Annotated in this window: 15 protein-coding genes; 6 read left to right on the top strand and 9 right to left on the bottom strand. The window is 69.4% G+C overall.

From position 1 onward, the window contains the following. Positions 1 to 23: 23 nt before the first annotated feature. The 5 genes from AB0J16_RS08940 to AB0J16_RS08960 all read right to left on the bottom strand — a co-directional run bounded on the left by AB0J16_RS08940 (position 24) and on the right by AB0J16_RS08960 (position 6,223). Complete coding sequence (locus tag AB0J16_RS08940) at positions 24 to 1,349, bottom strand: extracellular solute-binding protein (RefSeq protein WP_358536237.1); 1,326 nt, start codon at positions 1,347 to 1,349, stop codon at positions 24 to 26. 50 nt (positions 1,350 to 1,399) lie between these two features. Beyond that, on the bottom strand, positions 1,400 to 3,523 hold the full coding sequence (locus AB0J16_RS08945) for a glycoside hydrolase family 36 protein (RefSeq protein WP_358536239.1): 2,124 nt from the start codon (positions 3,521 to 3,523) through the stop codon (positions 1,400 to 1,402). A 165-nt stretch (positions 3,524 to 3,688) separates the two neighbouring features. Beyond that, positions 3,689 to 4,702 (bottom strand): LacI family DNA-binding transcriptional regulator, encoded by a 1,014-nt coding sequence (locus AB0J16_RS08950; protein ID WP_358536241.1) that lies wholly within the window; start codon positions 4,700 to 4,702, stop codon positions 3,689 to 3,691. A gap of 329 nt (positions 4,703 to 5,031) precedes the next feature. Then, complete coding sequence (locus tag AB0J16_RS08955; RefSeq protein ID WP_358536243.1) at positions 5,032 to 5,448, bottom strand: MerR family transcriptional regulator; 417 nt, start codon at positions 5,446 to 5,448, stop codon at positions 5,032 to 5,034. A gap of 16 nt (positions 5,449 to 5,464) precedes the next feature. Then, positions 5,465 to 6,223, bottom strand: a complete 759-nt coding sequence (locus AB0J16_RS08960; RefSeq protein ID WP_358536246.1) for an SDR family oxidoreductase — start codon at positions 6,221 to 6,223, stop codon at positions 5,465 to 5,467. Between the two features lie 1,073 nt (positions 6,224 to 7,296). Here AB0J16_RS08960 and AB0J16_RS08965 point away from each other — a divergent pair. Both AB0J16_RS08965 and AB0J16_RS08970 read left to right on the top strand, forming a co-directional pair. After that, complete coding sequence (locus tag AB0J16_RS08965) at positions 7,297 to 7,869, top strand: DUF5753 domain-containing protein (protein ID WP_358536248.1); 573 nt, start codon at positions 7,297 to 7,299, stop codon at positions 7,867 to 7,869. Next, the gene (locus AB0J16_RS08970) at positions 7,859 to 8,068 is read left to right on the top strand and encodes a DUF397 domain-containing protein (protein ID WP_358536250.1); all 210 of its coding nucleotides are present in this window, start codon (positions 7,859 to 7,861) and stop codon (positions 8,066 to 8,068) included. Before AB0J16_RS08965 ends, AB0J16_RS08970 begins: the two co-directional genes overlap by 11 nt. Positions 8,069 to 8,093: 25 nt before the next feature. On the opposite strand, the gene AB0J16_RS08975 is transcribed toward AB0J16_RS08970, so the two are convergent. Further along, positions 8,094 to 8,936 carry a helix-turn-helix transcriptional regulator gene (locus AB0J16_RS08975; protein WP_358536252.1) on the bottom strand — a complete coding sequence of 281 codons (843 nt, stop codon included), beginning with the start codon at positions 8,934 to 8,936 and terminating at the stop codon, positions 8,094 to 8,096. A gap of 101 nt (positions 8,937 to 9,037) precedes the next feature. Between AB0J16_RS08975 and AB0J16_RS08980 the strand changes: the two genes are divergently transcribed. Together AB0J16_RS08980 and AB0J16_RS08985 are read left to right on the top strand one after the other, a co-directional pair. Further along, complete coding sequence (locus tag AB0J16_RS08980) at positions 9,038 to 9,733, top strand: SDR family NAD(P)-dependent oxidoreductase (protein WP_358536254.1); 696 nt, start codon at positions 9,038 to 9,040, stop codon at positions 9,731 to 9,733. A 39-nt stretch (positions 9,734 to 9,772) separates the two neighbouring features. Then, a complete protein-coding gene (locus AB0J16_RS08985; protein WP_358536256.1) occupies positions 9,773 to 10,693 on the top strand; it encodes a hypothetical protein in 921 nt (306 codons plus the stop codon). Here AB0J16_RS08985 and AB0J16_RS08990 read toward each other — a convergent pair. Continuing rightward, on the bottom strand, positions 10,690 to 11,430 hold the full coding sequence (locus AB0J16_RS08990) for an NAD(P)H-binding protein (protein WP_358536258.1): 741 nt from the start codon (positions 11,428 to 11,430) through the stop codon (positions 10,690 to 10,692). The genes AB0J16_RS08985 and AB0J16_RS08990 overlap by 4 nt on opposite strands. Before the next feature lie 128 nt (positions 11,431 to 11,558). Here AB0J16_RS08990 and AB0J16_RS08995 point away from each other — a divergent pair, with 128 nt between their 5' ends. Beyond that, positions 11,559 to 12,335: a phosphotransferase gene (locus AB0J16_RS08995; RefSeq protein WP_358536260.1), complete on the top strand. Its 777-nt coding sequence runs from the start codon at positions 11,559 to 11,561 to the stop codon at positions 12,333 to 12,335. Positions 12,336 to 12,513: 178 nt separating this feature from the next. Then, entirely contained in the window at positions 12,514 to 13,305 is a 792-nt protein-coding gene (locus tag AB0J16_RS09000) for a SigB/SigF/SigG family RNA polymerase sigma factor (RefSeq protein WP_358536262.1), read from the top strand. A gap of 78 nt (positions 13,306 to 13,383) precedes the next feature. Here the strand turns inward: AB0J16_RS09000 and AB0J16_RS09005 are convergent, their stop codons facing one another. Together AB0J16_RS09005 and AB0J16_RS09010 are read right to left on the bottom strand one after the other, a co-directional pair. After that, entirely contained in the window at positions 13,384 to 15,750 is a 2,367-nt protein-coding gene (locus tag AB0J16_RS09005) for a SpoIIE family protein phosphatase (protein WP_358536264.1), read from the bottom strand. A gap of 45 nt (positions 15,751 to 15,795) precedes the next feature. After that, positions 15,796 to 20,058, bottom strand: coding sequence for a HAMP domain-containing protein (locus AB0J16_RS09010; protein ID WP_358536266.1), 4,263 nt, complete (start codon positions 20,056 to 20,058; stop codon positions 15,796 to 15,798). Positions 20,059 to 20,150: the final 92 nt, after the last annotated feature.

Here is a 20,150-nt window from a genome sequence, read left to right on the forward strand (position 1 = left end):
AGGGGCCCGTGCCCCCGCCGCTGTCAGAAGCCCTGGATCCCGAGTGCCTGGGCGAGCTGGGCGAACTGCGACTGTGTAGTGGAGGTCACCTGTTCGGGGGTCATGGTCCCGTTGACCATGTTCGCCAGGTTCACGTAGAAGTCCGGGTTCACCGCGGCGTTCTGCTGCATCGAGCCGGCCGCGTCGTCCAGCGCGGCCGAGGCCTGCTTCACCACCTCCGGCACCCCGGTGGGAGCCGGTACGGCGGGGTCGATCGACACGGTGCCGGCAGACTTCACGTAGTCGGGGTAGTAGCTCTCCAGCCAGAACCGCAGGAACTGCCGGGCGCCGGACTCCCGCTTCGGATCTCCGGTCTTGAAGGCGACCAGGGCGTTGTCGCCGCCGGGCACCGACGTGGCGATGTTGCCGTCCTTGGAGATGGGGAACCAGCCGATCTCGCGGTCTATGGTCGCCGTGTCCGCTGTCGACTGCATCAGCGACGCGAACGAGGTGAGCTGCAGCACCATCGCCGCCTCGCCCTTGAGCAGGGCCGGGCCGGACTCGGTGTACTTGGAGGTCTTGTCGTCCTTGTTGAACAGCCCCTGCTTCACCATGTCTTGGAACTGCCGGACGGCGCCGAGGATCTCCGGATCGGTGAACTTCTCCTTGTTCTGGCTGACCCGCTCCCACAGGCCCTTCTTCGACGCCTCGGCCAGGAGGACCTGCGGCCACCACTGGGTGGGCCACTGGTCGCCGGCGGCGCCGAAGAACGGCGCCACCCCCTTCGCCTTGATCTTCTGGGCGTCGGCAAGCAACTCGTTGAAGTTCTTGGGCGTGCTCGTGATCCCCGCCTTCTGGAACACCGACTTGTTGTAGAAGACACCGAGAACGGAGGGGACGTTGACGAAGGCCGCGTAGTGATGCCCGTTCACCAGACCCAGCTTCTGGATGGCCGGCGTCTGCTTGGCCAGCCACGGCGCGCCGTCCAGGCTCTGCAAGTCGGTGGACGGCTTGAGCAGCGCGAGCATGCTGCCTGTCGGCTGCCAGGTGGCGAGGTCCGGTTTGGCGCCCGTGGCCAGCTTGGTCGGCGCGTTGGTCTCGTAGACGTCGGGAATGACGACCTTGTTGATCTTCGCTCCGGTTTTGGCCTCGAACGACTTGATGACGTTGTCGGCCATCGCGGCGGTCTGCGTCGACATCCACAGGGTGAGGGTCACCCCCTGCAGGCCGACGCCCGGGTCAGGCCAGGTCGTGGGGACCGGCGGGGCGGTGGCTGAGGACGTTCCGGGGTTGCCCGCCGAGCAGCCGGCCAGCAGCAGCGCCCCGCATGTGGCGGCGGCTGCCGCGCGGGAAATGCCTCGTGTCTTCACGGATTCTCCTGGTGTGTGGTGGGAGGTGAGGGCTGCCACGCTCAAAGGGATCAGTTCTCCGGCCGCAGGCGGAGCAGGCGTGCGGACGGTCCGGGTACGGCAGGACGGACCGTGAGCCGCGCGGTGGAGGCGTCCCACCGGTGCTGCCAGCCGGGTAGCGTCGCCGGATACTCGGTCTCCACCCGCAGGCGGCGGCCGCGCAGGCCGGGCAGGTCCAGCTGGATGTCGTGCGGCCCGCCGTCGCGTTGCCATACGGCCAGGCGCACCGTGTCACCGGTGCGCAGGCCCAGCGCGACGACAGGGTCGGACCAGGCGGGCAGCCCCAGCGGCCAGAACGGCTCGGCCGTGGCGACCTCGGCCCTGATCCGCTTGTGCACGGCCACCCCGTCCGCGACGAGCTCCCGCTCGGCCCGGCTCATCTCGTCGAGATGCCCCGACAGGTAGAGCCGTCCGGCCAGACCGTTGATCATGGTGAAGGCCAGAGCCTCCGGGGGCATCCCCGGCTGCGGGTAAGCCCAGTTGCCTGCCTGCTCGGGGAGCATCGTGGCGGGCGCGGACGCCGCGATGGCGGCGTAGAGGCGCCAGTCCTGCTGGTCCGAGGTGGACTGGAGCTGGAGGCGGGAGAGCATTGCGTAGTCGGCTCGCATGGCTCCCGAGGCGCAGTTCTCGAAGATCACCTCCGGGTGGCGGTCGAGCAGGTCGTCCAGCCACTCCAGGTGGGCCCGGTTGTGCTCGAGCAGTCCCTCTCCCGGTTGGAGCGCGTCCCGGTCGGTGCCCGGCCCCGGGGTGACGTTGTAGTCGAGCTTGAAGAATCCGGTGCCGTACTCGTGCACGAGGCGATAGACCACCTCGTCGAGATGCTTCCTGGCCAAGGGGTGGCGCAGGTCGAGGAAGTACCGGCCGTGCTCCACGACCCGCGCGCCGTTGCGACTCAGGAACGCCTCGTCAGGCAGCATCGCGGCGACAGGGCTGCGCACCCCGACGACCTCCGGCTCCAGCCACAGGCCGGGGCGCATGCCCCTGGCCATGATGTGGTCGAAGACCCGGGCGAGCCCGCCGTCCGGGAAGCGGCCGGTCGAGGGGCGCCACTCGCCGACGCTGTCCCACCAGTTCCCGCCGTCGTCGTACCAGCCCGCGTCGACGCAGAAGTACTCGGCGCCGGTCTCCGCGGCGGCGTCGATGAGAGGCAGCAGGCGCTCGGTGGTCGGGTCGCCCATGAGGGTGTTCATGTAGTCGTTGAAGATGACCGGCAGCGCGTCGTCTGTGGGATGCGCGCGGCGGATCGCCCTCCGCTGCCGGGTGAGGGCGGCCAGCGCTCCCTGGCAGCCCTCGTCGGACACGGCGACGGACACGGTAACAGCGACGAAGCTCTCCCCCGGGAGCAGCCGGGTGCTCCACTGGTGGTCGAGGTCGGTGGGTCCGCTCAGCACCAGGCAGACGGCGTTCGCCCCGTCGCGGCGGCGGTCCACCTCCCAGCGCCAGGCGCCGTTGTGCTCGATCTGCCAGCCCCAGGCCCGGCCGGTGCGGGCGCTCGCCAGGACGCCGGTCGGCAGGTACTCGCCCGAGGACCAGGTGCTCTTGCTCACCGTGACGAGCGCGCCCCGGCCGTCGTGCTGGTGCAGTTCGCTGTTGATGTCCGCCAGCCCGTCCGGCCCGGACAGCGGGATGGCCGCCCACCTGCCCTCGGCGCACCAGTCGGCGCGCGCCCGCCACATGACCAGGTCGCCGTCGTCCGCCGTCTCGGCCAGCGCGCCGGAGGCGAAGGACGACACCATCTGCAGAACCCGGGGCGCCGGCCCGGTGTTCGTGACCTCGGTCCAGGTCTGCAGGGCCGGGACGTCCGTCCTGGCGCGAAAGAAACTGGTCGCCTCCAGCCCGGTCACCTCGTCACGCTGCCTCACCCGCAGCTCGCGCCAGTCGCCGTCCGCCTGCTCGACGGCGTCCACGAACCGGAGCCGCGATCCGGCGGCGGTGTCAGTGAACCGGGTGTTGGACAGCCCCCGGCCCTCCCCCAGAACCATCAGCTCGACCAGCGGCTGCACCCGGAACGGGTCCACCGGGCTCGGTGCGGGCGACGCGGTCCCGAGCCTCGCGATGCGGGCCGGAGCGTCTTCGGGCCGCTCGAGTACCAGGTCGAGAGAGCCGGGACGCCACTGGAGGGTTCTGCTCGTCATCACGTTCCTTAAGCCGGACAAACGGTGCGGTTCAGCTATGAAAACGTTTATCAAGCGATGTGGCAAGGGGGCCACGGGAAATGTGCTGATAACGCTTTCAACACGAGATGTTCATGAAGGAACGTGACCACGCGTTCGCGTGGTTCCAGGGTTCCTGGGCCGAGGTCAGCCGGCGGGTGGAGCGGTGCTCTTGCGCACGACCAGGCGCGGGGTCGACGGCGCCGCCGAGACCGGCACGCCTGCCAGGCTGCCGAGCAGGAAGTCGACCGCCATGCGCCCCAGTTCGGCGAAGTCCTGGCTCATCGTGGTCAGGGAAGGAGTCCAGATCTCGGCCAGCGGGTGGTCGTCGAAGCCGACGACGCTGACGTCCTCGGGGACCCTCGAACCCTCGTCCTGCAAGGCCTTGATCACGCCGAAGGCGACCTCGTCGTTGCCGCACAGCACCGCGGTCACGTCGCCGCGCCTGGCCAGGCGCGCGCCGGCCTGGAGGCCCGAGCGCGGGGTCCCGTCACTCTCCACGATCTCCGGAACCGGGGCTCTCGCCGCCTCCAGCGCCTCCCGCCAGCCCAGCAGCCGCCCGCTCGGCCGGCCGGAGGCCGGTATCCCCACGTGGTGCACGGTGCGATGGCCCAGTCCGAGCAGGTAGTTCGTCGCATCCCGCGCGCCGGCGTGGTCGTCGAACAGGGCCCGCGGGACGCTCCTGCCCTGCCCGGCGGAGGACACTGCCGCCACGGGGAGCGTGTCGGGCAATGCCGCCAGCGCCCGGCTGCCCTGGATATCGAACTCGAGCACGATCATCCCGGCGAGCGGCTGGTCGAGCGCGAGGTCCACGGCTACCCGCGCCGACTCCTCGTCGCCGCCGTCCAGCATCGTCAGGGCGACCACCAGGCCGACCGCGCGGGCGGCCTCCTCAATCCCCCGTATCGTGCTGGCATAACCGTACCGGGTGGTGTCGCTGGTCAGCACGCTGATGATGGAGCGCCGGCCAGTCACCAGGGCGCGCGCCGCGGCGTTAGGGCGGTATCCCAGCTCCTGGATCGCGCGCAGGACCTGCCTGCGCTTATCGGCGCTCACCGGCGCGGACCCGCTCAGCACCCGAGACACCGTGGGGACGGACACGCCGGCGACCCTCGCCACGTCCGCGAGGACGGGAGCGCGGGTGTGCGGGCGGCGGGTCACACCGGTAAGCGTACATACCAGGAGGTGACGGCTTGGACGGGCAGCTCCTGCGGCCGGACGGCGGCGGGGGTGTCAGGCAGTCCGACCTTCTCGCAGAAGGCCGCCAGTTTCGGCTGGCATTCTGCCCAGGGCAGCAGGTGGGCGCTCCAGTCGGCGTACTCCCGGCCTGCTCCACCGCCGCCCGCACCGCCTGCACGCTGTGGGTCTGCACCACGAGCGCTGGCCGCCGCGGCCCTCGCCTACCACCTACGCCGCCGAGGCCAGTGCTGCTATTGCGGCCAAGGCGCCGATGATCGGGCCGACCGCCCATCACCCAGCTGGTGTGACCGCTAATCGTAAGTGCGGCGGGTGTAGGCGGGGTGGCGAGCGATGATGCCGGGTTCGGGTTGCCGTGGGGTCGCGTTGCCGGTCAGAGCCGCAACGAGCCGATCTCGTACGGCGCTCAGCTCGGCGATCCGCTCCTCCAGGGCCGCGACCTTTCTGCTCACCGCTTCCACACCGGGTGGGCAGGCAAGTCCCAGCGAGACCTCGCCATCGTCCAGGCAGGGCAGGAAGCCGCGTACGTCCTGGGCGGTGAAGCCGTTCGACAACAGGAGCTGAATGTTGCGGACCTTGGCCACCGCGCTGCCGTCGTAATGCCGATAGCCGTTGCCGGCCCGTTCCGGCTCAAGCAGGCCCTGCTGCTCGTAGTAGCGCAGGGCCCGGACGGTGACGCCGCTCGCGCGCGCCAGCTCCCCGATCAGCACTGCCGCAGTTTATGCCCTATACCCCCGCCGCCACGGAGAGGCCGCCGTCCACGCGAACCACCGTGCCGGTGAGGTACCCGGCCTCGGGCCGCGTCACGTTCACGATCCACCAGGCGATCTCGCCGGGCTGAGCGATGCGACCAAGCGGAATGCGTCCGACAAGTCCTTCGCCCGCGGCGGCGATCTGCTCCTGGGTGAATCCGGCGTGCGCCAGCACGGGTGTGGCGGTGATGCCCGGCGCCACGGACACGACCCGCACACCCTTGGGCGCGAGCTCGACCGCCCAGGTGGCCGTCAGGAAGTCGAGCGCGACCTTGGTGGACCCGTAGACGGAGTTGTCCGGCCAGCCGTACGAGGGCGGGTTTGAGGACACATTCACGATCGTCCCCTTCGCGGCGGCCAGGTGCGGCAGGGCGGCCTGGGCCAGGAAAAGGGGAGCGAGGAGGTTCGTGGCGATCTGCTCTTCGGCGGTACGGCGATCGATCGTCCCGAGCGCGGCGGGCCGAGTGATCGCGGCATTGTTGACCAGGACATCGATCCGCCCCAGCCGCTGTACCGCCGCCTCGACGATGCGCTCGGGCCCATCGGCTGCCGCGCCGTCCGCGGCGAAGGTACTGATCGAGGGGTACGCGGCAGCGGTCTCCTCCAGACGCGCGGCGGTACGACCGATCACGAGCACCCGCGCGCCCTCGGCGGCGAACTGATGAGCCGTGGCACGGCCGATCCCCGTGCCACCTCCGGTGATGACCACGCCCTTGCCTGCCAGGCCGTCCATGAGTGTCCTCTCTGTCCACAGGTGAGTGACCGCGACGCTAAAGGCTGACCTGGGGGTCAAGGTCAAAATGGCGGCTCGTCCCCGGGTTGCGACGCGGCGGCCGGAAAGCCAGTACGACGCGGCGGCTGGGAAAGGCCCCCAGACGGAACGCTGCGGCGGATGCGCGTCTGGGGGCCTTCTCCTCCCTGGGGGGTCAAGGGAGGTCTGCACCCCACGGCAGGTAGAGGCACCGTCGTACCGACCGTGGGGATGTCTAGCGAGGCAGCAGCGCCCACACGACGCGCTCGCCAACCGGGCTGCGGTGGGTATCCCACTGGCCGTTGGTGAGGGCGTCTACAACCAGGAGCCCGCGCCCTCCCGTCTCGTTCGGTCGAGGCTGGCGCGCGCGTGGAGTTTCGCTGGAGTTTCCGGGGTCGGTGATGGTCAATCGCCAAACCATCGGTTCGGGGATCAGGTGCATTCGGACCCATATGGCGTTGGCGTGAATGATGGCGTTGGTGAGTAGTTCTGAGGATATTTCCTGAAGGTCGGGAAGGGTGGGATGGTTCGGGCCATCCATTTCACGAGTTCTCGGCGGGCCAGCGAGGGAATCCGGTGGGATTCCGTCTCGCCCGCCGTCCATACCTTGACACCTGCGTACGGGGGGTTAGACACAGCTGCTCGCATGGCCACCTCGGAACGTACAGATCTCTTGCGATTGTGCGGTTACAGGTCCCAGGCATGGCCATGGTCAATGCGGATGTCTTTCGGAATCCCCCTCCAAAAGCTTCACAACCTGTGGTTGTCTTTGTGCGTACGGGTGTGCATGCAGCGGAGAAAGGGTGTGATATGTCGGAAGATGGGAATAAAGCTGCGAGAAACGCCAGCGAGGAATACCGGGCCCGAATGCTGAAGTATCGAACAGCAAAGGATCTCACTCACGCCCGTCTCGCACCGCTCTTCCCTGCAGCGAGAGCCTGATAGGCGCGGTTGAGCGAGGCACCCGGCTGCCCACCGAACCGTTCACCCGGCAGCTCGAAAAGGCGCTGGGGCTGCATGGCGAGCTGCTGGAGCTGCTGCCCCCGATCAGGGGCTTGGGCCAGAAGTGGTTCAGGAAATGGCCGGCAGCCGAGCAAGCGGCGCGATTCATCCGGGTCTACGAACTGGCGTTGATCCCTGGGCTCCTCCAGACCGCCGACTACGCCAGGGCGATCTTTCAGGGCGAACCGGGGGCACTACCCGCCGAGGTAGAAGAGGAGGTCAAGATTCGGCTCCAACGTCAGGCGATCTTGTCTCGGGTCACTCCGCCTACCCTCTCCGTCATCCTGGATGAGAGCGTCTTGCGGCGGGAGGTCGGCGGACGTGAGGTGATGAGAGCGCAGCTGGCAAATCTGCTTGCTCTGATGGCCCGTCCATGCATTACGGTTCGGGTGATTCCCCTGGCATCGGGGGCTACGGCTGGATTAGTCAGCGCATTCGCGATAGCCGACACTGACGACGGTACGCAGACTGGCTACATCGACAGCGTCGAGAGCGGCGAGGTCACGCACCAGACAGAAATGCTCCGGAAGCTAGGCGAGCGATGGGAGGTGCTGTCCGCTCTTGCGCAACCCATCTACGAGACCGAGAAGATCATTCAGAGGGTGATGGAAAGTCATGACCGATAGGGAGTTGGTCACCGCTGCCTGGCGAAAGGCGACGGCCAGTGGCGGTAACGGAGGCAACTGCGTCGAGGTCGCCCCCCTGAGCGGTGGACGCGTAGGGGTGCGGCACAGTCGGTATCCGGAGGGGCCTGTCCTGGTTTACACGCAGGCTGAGTGGGATGCCTTCCGGGATGGGATGTCCAGGGGAGAGTTCGACTTCTAGCCAGACCGGCAGGGGACAGTCCGGCTTAGCCGGGGGTCATGGTCTGGGTGCCGATGGTGTCGAGCAGGGCGAGTTTGGTCTCTGATTCGCTGCCCGGCTGCGCCGTGTAGATCACGATCCGGAGGTCGCCGTGCTGGGTGGTGAGGATGTCGCAGTCCAGGTCGATTCTGCCCACCTCAGGGTGGTTGACGCTTTTGGTCGCCTGATGGTGGTCGGAGACCAGGTGGGCGTCCCACAGCGTGCGGAAGGAGTCGCTGAGTTCGCGGAGTTGCTGGACGAACGCGTGCAGTCGCGGGTCGTCGGGGTAGCGGGCGGCGGTCCGCCGGAGGTCGGCGACCATTGAGCGCTCGAAGGCCGTCCACTCGTCGAGTGTCATGATGATCCGGTGCGGTTGGCCGGTGTAGGCGCGCCAGAGCATGTGGCGCTCCTCCTCGTCGAGGGCCGATGGGTCGCCCATCAGCGCCGCCCAGGGCCGGTTCCAGAGGATGAGCGTCCACATCGCGTCGTGCACGGCGATCGGGTGATCATCGAGCCGGTTCAGCAGCCTGCGTACGCTCGCCGGGACCCACTGGCCGATCCGCCCGCTGCCGACCGCGTGGCCGGCCAGCAGGAAGAGATGGGTCTGTTCGGCGTCGTCCAGTTGCAGCGCCCGGGCCAGTGCGGCGCACACCTGGGCCGACGGTGTCGAGGCGCGGCCCTGTTCCAGGCGGACGATGTAGTCGGCCGACACGCCCGCCAGCATCGCGAGCTCCTCGCGCCGCAAGCCCCGCGTGCGCCGCAGCCCATTGGTGGGCAGGCCCGCCTGTCTGGGGAGCAGTCGCTCGCGCCAGACCCGCAGGATCGTCGCCAGTTCGCCGTTGCCGCTCACCTCCCCATCGTCGCACCACCCCGCCGTCCGTGCCTGGTACGGGTGTTCCCAGGAAGAGTCTTCGCTGGTACGAGGTGCGACGGCGGGGTGAGGCTGGAGGCATGACAACGACAGTGATCACCGGAGCGAACAAGGGCCTCGGCTTCGAGACCGCCCGCCAACTCGTCGCAGCGGGCCATACCGTCTACATCGGCGCACGCAACGAGGACAACGCCCGACGGGCGGCCAAGGAGCTGGGCGCGTTGCCGCTGCTCATCGACGTCACCGACGAGGCGTCGGTCCAGGCGGCCGCGGAACTCGTGGACAAGGAGCAGGGCGGCCTGGACGTCCTGGTCAACAACGCGGGGATCGCCGGTGGCGCGCCTTCGGCGAGCGAGTTCACCGGGGCGGACTTGGAGACCGTCCTGAACACCAATGTCGTGGGCGTCGTCCGGGTGACCCACGCGTTCCTGCCGCTGCTGCGGCGCAGCAAGCATGGAGTCGTGGTCAACGTCGGCAGCGGCCTTGGGTCGTTCGCCCGGGTCCACGACCCCGACCGCATCGAGTTCCACGTGCCCGCCCTGGCCTACACCGCCTCGAAGGCCGCGCTCGCCATGCTGACCGTCCAGTACGCGAGGCTCTGCCCCGAACTGCGGGTCAACGTGGTCGACCCCGGCTACACCGCCACCGATCTCAACGGCTTCAGCGGGACCCAGACCGTCGAGGAGGGCGCGGCCCCGATCGTACGAGCGGCGTTGTTGGGCGCAGACGGGCCCACCGGGGCGTTCTTCGACCCCGCCGGCGTAGCACCCTGGTAACGCCTGAACCGGTCGGCGGGCGGGTGACGTCTCACCTTTGTGAATCTCCGTCACGTAGCCGTCGTCGTCACCGCGATCTGCGCGGCCACCGTCCTGACCTCATCCTCGGCGAACAGCCCGCCAACCGTCCTGGCGTCGTGCCCGCAACAGTGGGGAGGCCGCCATGCCGGTGGCTGGGTGCCTGCCGCCGGGCAGATCGACGGGGTCGGCGACTACCTCGTGCCCGGCAGGCCGGTCACCGCGATGATCTGCGCGTACCCGGGCGACAACACCCGCAAGGGCGGCGAGCGGCTGGCCGGATCACGGACCCTGACCGGCGACGCCGGGGCCATGGCCCGCGACCTCGGCTACCTTCCGGTCGGCACGGAGGAACGCGAGGTCATGTGCACGCTGATGGGCGGCCCGATGACCAACTACCTCATCCGGTTCGCCTACCCCGGCGGCGGAGGGCTCTGGGTGGGCAGCGCCGAGGAGGTCAACGGCTGCGTCCGGACCACGAACGGCACGGTCCAATCCCACTCCTACGTAGGCCGGAGCCTCACCGCCGCCTACCGGACCGGAACATGGCGGCTCGTACACCCCGACGACCCCTGCCAGATGCCCGGCGAACGCCGGGGCCAGGACGGGCGGATGGTGCCCGACGAGCCCATCTCCGTCCTGGTGTGCAGGCGTGCGACCAGGGCTGGTGAGCGGGATCCGCGCCGTGAGCACGACCGCCGGACGGCAGGACCTCTGGCGGAGACGCTGAACGCCCTGGACGCTGGGGGGAAGGAGATCCTGAACGAGATCAGCTGCGACCCGGCCGACTGGTTCGATCTCCTGTTCGGATACGCGGAAGGGCCACCTGTCCGGGTCTCGATCGTGGTGGGCTGTGATCGTGGCATCGACAACGGGTTTCTCAATGCGGCTCTGGACGATGCCCTCCGCGACCAGATCATCCGTCTTGCCCCGCCGGGCTAGCGCTGTTGCGCGAGCCCATCGTCGAAGGTGGTCGGCGCGATGCGGGCGTCCTCGCCGGGCAGCAGCGCGTTGCCGGCCGCCGCCGGGTCGAACGCCGACCACGTCGGCACGAGCTTCACCGTACGGCCGCGCGCCTCGTTGGTGCGCCGGGCCATGTCCACCAGGTCCTGTGGGTCGGGCCCGGCGACGTCGACGTAACGTCCCCGCGGCTCGCCCACCGCGATCTCGGCGAGGATGTCGGCCACGTCCGCGGGCGCGATTGGCTGTACGAGCAGCGGCGGGATCGTCGCGACCCCGTCCTGCTCGGTCCAGCTCGCCATCAGCGCGGCGAAGTCGTGGAACTGCGTGGCCGGGACGATCGTCCACGGCACCGCTCCCTCGGACACGAGGCGCTCCTGTTCCCGCTTGCCGGCGTAGTGAGCGTTGCCCTCGATGCCATGGATCCCGACGATCGAGAGCAGCACATGGTGACGGACACCGGCTCGTTCCTCGGCGGCGAGCAGATTGCGCGTGGCGGTGCCGAAGTAGGCCACCGTCTCGGCCGGGTCGGTCGCCGGTCCGTTGGTGGCGTCGACGACCGCCTCGACACCGGCCAGCGCGTCGTCGAGCCCGTCACCGGTCAACAGGTCCACGCCGAGCGAGCGGCTGATCCGCACGACCTCGTGCCCGCCGCGTTCGAGGGCGGTGACGGTGAGGGCCCCGATGTTCCCGGTCGCACCGGCGATCGCGATCCGCATGATGATCTCTCCTTCACTGACTGACGTGCGAAACGGTATCGCGCTGCCTGCCGAGGACGGCGTGGACACAGGGGCGGCCGACGAAAACCAGGTGCGGTGAGCGGTGGCCCAGGCGTAGAAACGGCCTCATGGATGAGCAGCCCCTGCCGGGTGGCAGGCATGTCGGCGGCGTACGCATCGGCGATACCGTCCATCGGCCCGCCAACCCGTGGACGCGCACCGTCCACACCGTGCTGGCCCATCTGGAGGCGGCCGGGTTCGAGGGGGCGCCGCGGGTCCTCGGGTTCGACGAGCGAGGGCGCGAGGTGCTGACCTACCTCCAGGGCGACACGATCGGGGAGCAGGCTCCCTGGCCCGCCTGGCCCTGGTCGGACAGCGCGCTCAAGCAGGTCGGGGCCTGGATGCGGCGGCTGCACGACGCGACGGCGACGTTCGTGCCCGAGCCGGACGCGGTCTGGTTCACCGGGCGTCCCTGGCGGCCGGGGCTGGTCATCGGGCACCACGACGCCTCTCCTTACAACGCGGTGTGGCAGGAGGACGACCTGGTCGGGTTCGTCGACTGGGACACCGCCGGGCCGTCCTCGCGAGAGCGCGATCTGGCCTACAGCGCGTTGACGTGGGTTCCGCTGCACGCTCGGCGGGTCGTCACGGAGCAGGGGTTCACGGCGTTCGAGGATCGCTCCCGGCGGCTGCACCTGCTGCTCGACGCCTACGGCTACGAGGGCGACCGTACGGCGTTCCGCTCCGAGGTGATCGACCGGGCGCGGATGAACGCCGAGGTCATCCGCCGGCTCGCCGAGGGTGGTGAGCCGGTCTATCAGGCGCTGTTGCCGTTCGCCGCGAACCTCGAACAGGCCGTGGTCGAGATCGAGGCGCTGCCGGGGGCCTTCTGGGAGCGCGGCTGAGGGGCCGCCCGCGAGATGCGTGACCTTTTTGTGATCCTGCGGGCGTGACATCTCCGGAAAATAGGAGATAATGAAAGCGAAGTCCAGCAGAGGGCTTCGTCTCGTGTTATCGAGGCGTGTCTCTGTCTGGGCTTTTGTCTTTGGACGGGACCGCCTGCAGTAGATATGAGGAGCAGGAATGACCGTCCAGCAGGCTCACGCTCAGCCTCAGGCACTCGTGCTCAGCGAGATGACCGCCGAACAACTCCTGGTCGAAATGGTCAAGCCGGAGACCTCCGAGCTCGACAAGGTACGGATCCGCGAGCGTCTCGTAGCAATGCACGAGTGGCTGGCCAACGACATCACCCGCCGCTACCGCTACCGCGGCGAGCCCATCGAAGACCTGCGCCAGGCCGCCTACGTCGGCCTCATGAAGGCGATCAACGGCTTCGACGCCGAGCTCGGCCACGACTTCAGGGGCTACGCCGTCGTCACCATGACCGGCGAGGTCAAGCGCCACTTCCGGGACCGTACCTGGGCCATCCGGGTGCCGCGCGTCTACCAGGAGCGCCGCTCCGAGCTCAACAAGCTCGTCTCCGACCTCAGCCAGACCCTCGGGCGCGCCCCCACGGTCGCCGAGCTGGCCGAGAAGATGAAGATCTCCCAGGAGGATGTGCTGCTCACGATGGACGCCTCGGCGGCCTACAGCACGCTCTCGCTCGACGCCCCGACGGGTGTCGACGACGACTCCGCCTCCCTCGGCGACGTCATCCCCGAACACGACGAATCGCTCGACTCCCTGGTCGACAAGCACGCCGTCAAGCCGCTCATCGACGCGCTGCCGGTACGGGAGAAGAAGATCCTGTTGCTGCGCTTCTACGGCAACATGACGCAGGCCGAGATCGCCGCGGAGTTCGGGATCTCGCAGATGCACGTCTCGCGCATCCTGCGCAAGGTCCTCGACGACCTGCGCAAGGGCCTGTCGGACTGAGGTCCCCGGTCACGCCGCTTCGGCCGACGCCACACCGCGCCGGCCGAAGCGGCGTCACCACAGGCGCCACAGCAGGCGTCACTGCAGCTCGACACCGATCAGGCACGTGTCGTCGTCGGTGTCGGAGTTGCAGTGCGTCAGCAGGTGGTCCAGCCGCAGGTCGAGAGACCGAGCCGGCTGTCCGGCGATGACCAGCAGATGCTTCTGGGCGTGCTGCAGGGCGCGGTCCCGGCGTTCGATGAGCCCGTCCGTGTACATCATCAGGGTGTCGCCGGCTTCGAGCTGCAGCTGCCCCTCCTCGTACGCCGCCTCCGACACCGCGCCGAGCAGCAGCCCCTGGACCATCGGCAGCTCCGCCGCGTTCGTCCCCCGGACCAGGAGCGGCGGCAGGTGCCCGGCGCGGGCCCAGCGCAGGACCTTGGTCCGCGGGTCGTACAGGCCGCAGATCGCGGTCGCGGTCACGCTGTCGGTGAGATGGTGGGCGACGAGGTTGAGCCAGGTCAGCAGCTGGCCGGGCCCCGCGCCGGTGGCGGCCAGCCCGCGCAGGGCATTGCGCAACACGACCATGCCCGTGGCCGCCTGGATGCCGTGTCCGGCCACGTCGCCCACGGACAGGAGCACGTGCTTGGACGGCAGTACGACGGCGTCATACCAATCGCCGCCGACCAGGTGCTCCTCCTCGGCGGGCCGGTAGCGGACGGCGATCCGCAGCCCGAAGGCGTCCGTCGTCTCGTGCGTCGACGGCATGATGGCCCGCTGCAGCTGCAGGGCCAGGCGGTTGCTCTCGGCGGTCTGCTGCTCGCTGTGGGCGAGCTGGTCGCGGGTCGCGGCGAGCGCCACCTCGGTCCAGTGCTGAGATGAAATGTCCTGATAGGCACCGCGTACGGCCAGCAACCGGTCATCGGCCCCGAAAACCGGCTCCGCCACCACGCGGATGTGCCGGGCGATCCCGTCGGGCCGCTGGAGCCGGAACGCCGTCGAAGCCGAGCGCCGATGGTGCAGCACGGTGCGCAGGAACCGGCCGATGCCGGTCTCGTCGTCGGGATGGGCGTGCTCGCGCAGCCGTTCGAGGGGGATCGGCTCGTCGCCGGGAGACAGGCCGTACAGGGCGAAGAGCTGGTCGTTCCAGGTGACCCGGCCGGTGAGCGCGTTCTCCTCGAAGCCGCCGATGCGGCCCAGACGCTGGGCGTGCTGCAGGATGCCGGCCAGCCGCGCCCGTTCGTCCTGCGGCCGCCAGATGAGCAGCACGCAGTCACCGTGGCGGGTGGCGCTGACGCCGGCCTCGGTGCTCAGCCGTACCTGGTCCACCAGGGTGTCGAGGGTCATGCGGTCGGTGCGGAACGGCTCGCCGGTCGCGTGTACGTGCTCGACCCTGGCGAACAGCCCGCCGTTCTCGGCCGCCAGCGGGTACGCCTCCAGCAGCAGCGCCCCGGTCACCCGGTGGCGCGGACGCCCGGCCGGGTCGGCGAACCGGCCGTTGGCGTGCACGATGCGGAAATCGGTCAGCCGGCCGCCGCTGTCGAGATGCGGACAGAGCACCAGGGCGGGATCGTGCAGCCCGTCGGCCAGGTCGACGAGCTCGGAGAAGGCCGGGTCGGGCGACGCGGGCCCGCCCGGCGCGAACGTGTCCAGCGTGTGGGCGCACAGGTCCGCCAGCGCCTCGATCTGCCGCTCTATCTGCGGCGGCTGCGGCTCCAGGTCGTGCGGCCAGCCGATCTCCAGAACGCCCAGGATGCGGCCGCCCGTACCGGCGGGCACCGTCACCCGCCCGCCCTCGGCCGCCTGCCGGTGCCCGATGGTGGGCAGGCCGGCCTCGCGCAGGGCCGGGAACCAGACGGTCCGGCGCTCAGTGAGAGCCTGGCGAGCCGGGGTGGCCACGCCGGGAGGGACGTACCGCCACCGCATGGCCTCCTCGGCGCTGAGCCCCGCGTAACCGGCCAGGCTGAGCGAGGCGTCGGGACCGGCGGCCCACACGGCGACCGTCGTCGCGCCGAGCGGCGCCAGCGCGTGCTCCAGGAGCGACTCGGCGACCGCCTGGGTGTCGGTCGCGTCGAGCGCGCCGCTCTCGGCGGCGCGCAGCCGCAGGGAGACGGAGTGGCGCGCACGGTGGTGGTCCGCCGCCGCCAAGCGCAGGAACTCACCGGCCGTCTCGCTGATGCGGTCCTGCGCCGCCTGGTCGATGATGACCGAGGCCAGCTCCAGCTGCGACATCCCGGCCTGCTCGGCGAGCGTGGTGAGCTGGCGGGCGGCTTCGGCGGGGCCGCAGCGCAGCCGCTCGACCAGGACGCCCTTGGCCAGCTCGATCAGGGCGCGCCCGTCGGCGGCCAGGTGGGCGTCCTGGATCTCCTTGCGCAGCCGTTCGATCGTGGCGGCCAGCCGCCCTACGTTCGCGTCATCGGCCGAAGCCTCCGCACGGGCGGTGCCAGGCTGCTGTGCTGGTTGCAAGGTGGGACTCCTGGGGATGGACACGTGCTTGCCCGGCGGACTGCGCTAGGAGCTCATCCAGCGCTGGATCACCTCGATGAGATGGTCGGAGTCGACCGGTTTGGTGACGTAGTCGCTCGCTCCCGCCGCGAGTGACTTCTCCTGGTCGCCCGGCATGGCCTTGGCCGTCACCGTGATGATGGGCAGACCGTTGTACTGAGGCATGGCCCGGATCGCCTCCGTGGCGGCATAGCCATCCATCTCCGGCATCATCACGTCCATCAGGATGAGGTCGGTCTCCGGGTGGGCGATGAGCGTGTCGATGCCCTTGCGGCCGTTCTCCGCGTGCAGCACGTTCATGCCGTGGATCTCCAGCATGCTGGTGAGCGCGAACAGGTTCCTGGCGTCGTCGTCGACCACCAGCACCGTACGCCCGGCCAGCGTGTTGTCGACCTCCCGTCCGGCGGGCACGCCCACGTTGGCCGGCCGGACCAGGGGGAGCACGTCGCTCGGCTGGTCGGCGGTCAGGTGCAGGGCGATGCGCTCGCGCAGCTCGTCGAGGCTGGACAGCAGCTCCAGCGGCCGGTTGCTGGCGCGGGCCTGAAGCGTCGCCTCCTGCTGCGGGTTGGTGCGCCAGTTGTTGTAGGCCAGGACCGGCACCTGCTGGAGCGCGGGGTCGCCGTCCATGGCCTCCAGCAGGCCGTACGCCGCCATATCGGGCATGTCGATGTCGAGGACGATGCAGTGGCACGCCTCGGCGGCGAGCGTGGCGGCGGCCTCCTCCGCACCCGCGGCGGTGACCACCTCGACGCTCCCGTGGAGGTGGGCCAGGTCGCGGGTATTGGCCAGGTCGGTCACGACGCTCTCGGCGACCAGGGACAGCAGCCCGCGCTGCCGCTCCTCGATGATCAGGAGCCGCCGTTGCTGCGGCACCACGGGCGCGGCGGGCAGGCTCTGCCTGGCGGCGGACGGCAGCGGCTTGGTCTCGGGGGCGGAGTAGTCCTCGAAGTCGGGGCGCGCGATCGGCAGGTAGAGCGTGAAGACGCTGCCCTGTCCCGGGGTGCTCTGCGCGGTGATGCCGCCGCCGAGCAGGTAGGCGATCTCGCGGCTGATCGACAGGCCCAGCCCGGTGCCGCCGTACTTGCGGCTGGTGGTGCCGTCGGCCTGCTGGAACGCGCCGAAGATCACCTCCAGCTGCTGCTCGGGGATGCCGATGCCGGTGTCGATGACCCGCAGGGCCACGGCCGCGCCGTGCGGACGCGCCTGAACGGGCAGCTCGGCCGGGCCGGCCGGTTCGATCCGTAGCTCGACGCGGCCCGTCTCGGTGAACTTCACCGCGTTGGAGAGCAGGTTGCGCAGCACCTGGCGCAGCCGCGAGTCGTCGGTGAGCAGCTCGGTCGGCACGCCCGGCATGGTGGTGATCAGGAAGTCCAGGCTCTTCTGCGTGGTCATCGGCCGGAAGGTGGCCTCGACGTAGTCGAGCAGCTGGCGCAGCGACACGCGTTCGGGGTTGATGTCCATCTTGCCGGCCTCGACCTTGGACAGGTCGAGGATGTCGTTGATCAGCTGCAGCAGGTCGGAGCCGGCCGAATGAATGATGCCCGCGTATTCGACCTGCTTGGCCGTGAGGTTGCGGGTGTGGTTCTGGGAGAGCAGCTGGGCCAGGATGAGCAGGGAGTTGAGCGGGGTGCGCAGCTCGTGGCTCATGTTGGCCAGGAACTCACTCTTGTACTTGGAGGCCAGCGAGAGCTGCTGGGCCCGCTCCTCCAGCTCCTGCCTGGCCTGCTCGATCTCCAGGTTCTTGGTCTCGATGTCGCGGTTCTGGGTGGCCAGCAGCGTCGCCTTCTCCTCCAGCTCGGCGTTGGAGCGCTGGAGCTCCTCCTGCTGGTTCTGCAGCTCCGCCGAGCGGGTCTGCAGCTCGACGGTGAGCCGCTGCGACTCCACGAGCAGTTCGTCGGTGCGGGCGTTGGCCACGATGGTGTTGAGGTTGACGCCGATGGTCTCCATCAGCTGGTCGAGGAACGCCCGGTGGACCGGGGTGAAGGCGTAGACCGAGGCCAGCTCGATGACGCCGAGCACCTGCTCCTCGGCCACGATCGGCAGCACGACCACCGAGACGGGGGCCGTGCGCCCGAGCCCGGAGGAGACGGTGATGTAGTCGGCCGGGATGTCGGTCATGGCGATGGTCTTGTGGGTGCGCGCCGCCTGGCCGACCAGCGCCTCGCCGATGCGGAACCGGATCGGCCGCTCGGGGTCGGCGGCGAATCCGTACGCGCTGATGAGCTGCAGCTCGGTCTCCTCGGCCAGGAAGAAGGCCCCGTACTGGGCCGAGACCAGCGGTGCCAGCTCGTCCATCACCAGCTCGGCGACCGTGGCCAGGTCGCGATGGCCCTGCATCAGCCCCGACATGCGGGCCAGGTTGGACTTGAGCCAGTCCTGCTCCTCATTGGCCCGCGTGGTCTCGCGCAGCGACTCCACCATCGAGTTGATGTTGTCCTTGAGGTCGGCGAGCTCTCCTTCCGCGTCCACGGTGATGGAGCGCGTCAGGTCGCCCGAGGTGACCGCGCTGGTCACCGCGGCGATGGCGCGGACCTGGCGGGTGAGGTTGCCGGCCAGCTCGTTGACGTTCTCCGTCAGCCGCTTCCAGGTGCCGGAGACCCCTTCGACCTCGGCCTGGCCGCCCAGCCGCCCTTCGCTGCCGACCTCGCGGGCCACCCTGGTGACCTCCGCGGCGAAGGAGGACAGCTGGTCGACCATCGTGTTGATGGTGGTCTTGAGCTCCAGGATCTCGCCGCGCGCGTCGACATCGATCTTGCGGGTCAGGTCGCCCTTGGCCACCGCCGTGGTCACCTGGGCGATGCTGCGTACCTGGTTGGTCAGGTTGTCGGCCATCGAGTTGACGTTGTCGGTGAGGTTCTTCCAGGTGCCGGCCACGTTCGGGACCCGGGCCTGGCCGCCGAGCTGGCCTTCGGTGCCGACCTCGCGGGCGACTCGGGTGACCTCGTCGGCGAAGGCGGACAGGGTGTCGACCATCGTGTTGATGGTCTCGGCGAGCGCGGCGACCTCGCCCTTGGCCTCGACGGTGATCTTCTGCGACAGGTCGCCCTTGGCCACCGCGGTGGCGACCTGGGCGATGCTGCGTACCTGGCTGGTCAGGTTGGAGGCCATGACGTTGACGTTGTCGGTCAGGTCCTTCCAGGTGCCCGACACGCCGCGCACCGTGCCCTGGCCGCCCAGGTTGCCCTCGGTGCCGACCTCGCGGGCCACCCTGGTGACCTCGTCGGCGAACGCCGAGAGCTGGTCGACCATCGTGTTGATGGTCTCCTTCAGCTCCAGGATCTCGCCTCGGGCGTCCACCCGGATCTTCTGCGACAGGTCGCCCTTGGCCACGGCGGTGGTGACCTCGGCGATGCTGCGTACCTGGGCGGTGAGGTTGTCGGCCATGACGTTGACCGACTCCGTGAGGTCCTTCCAGGTGCCGGAGACACCCTTGACGTCGGCCTGGCCGCCGAGCCGTCCGTCGGTGCCGACCTCGCGGGCCACCCTGGTGACCTCGTCGGCGAAGGAGGACAGCTGGTCGACCATGGTGTTGAGGGTGTTCTTGAGCTCCAGGATCTCGCCGCGGGCGGCGACGGTGATCTTCTGCGACAGGTCGCCGCGCGCCACGGCGGTGGCCACCTGCGAGATGTTGCGTACCTGGGCGGTCAGGTTGCCGGCCATGAAGTTCACCGAGTCGGTCAGGTCCCGCCAGGTGCCCGCCACGCCCTTGACGTCGGCCTGGCCGCCCAGCTCGCCCTCGGTGCCGACCTCGCGGGCCACCCTGGTGACCTCGTCGGCGAAGGAGGACAGCTGGTCGACCATGGTGTTGACGGTGTTCTTGAGCTCCAGGATCTCGCCGCGGGCGGCGACGGTGATCTTCTGCGACAGGTCGCCCCGGGCCACGGCCGTGGTCACCTGGGCGATGCTGCGTACCTGGTCGGTGAGGTTGCCGGCCATGGCGTTGACGGACTCGGTGAGGTCCTTCCAGGTGCCGGACACGGCCGGCACCTCGGCCTGACCGCCGAGCCGCCCTTCGGTACCGACCTCGCGGGAGACGCGGGTCACCTCGGAGGTGAACAGCGAGAGCTGGTCGACCATGCCGTTGAAGACGGAGGCGATCTCCCCGAGCAGCCCGTCGGCGTCGTCCGGCAGCCGGGTGCCGAAGTCGCCGTCGCGGACCGCGGTCAGGCCGGCCAGCAGCTGTCGGAGCTCCGGCTCGCCGACCTCGCCGACGTCACGTGTCCGCTTGGGACGTCCGGACGAACGTGAGGCCCCCGCTGCGTCACTCATGTTCACCCCTGGTTCGATCCTGCAATTGTCAAAGCTTCACCAGGAGAATAGTCAAGCGGGCGAGTACATCGTGCTCATCGTCGAGTAGCGGT

This window comes from Nonomuraea sp. NPDC049750 (assembly GCF_040659625.1).
Lineage (GTDB): Bacteria > Actinomycetota > Actinomycetes > Streptosporangiales > Streptosporangiaceae > Nonomuraea.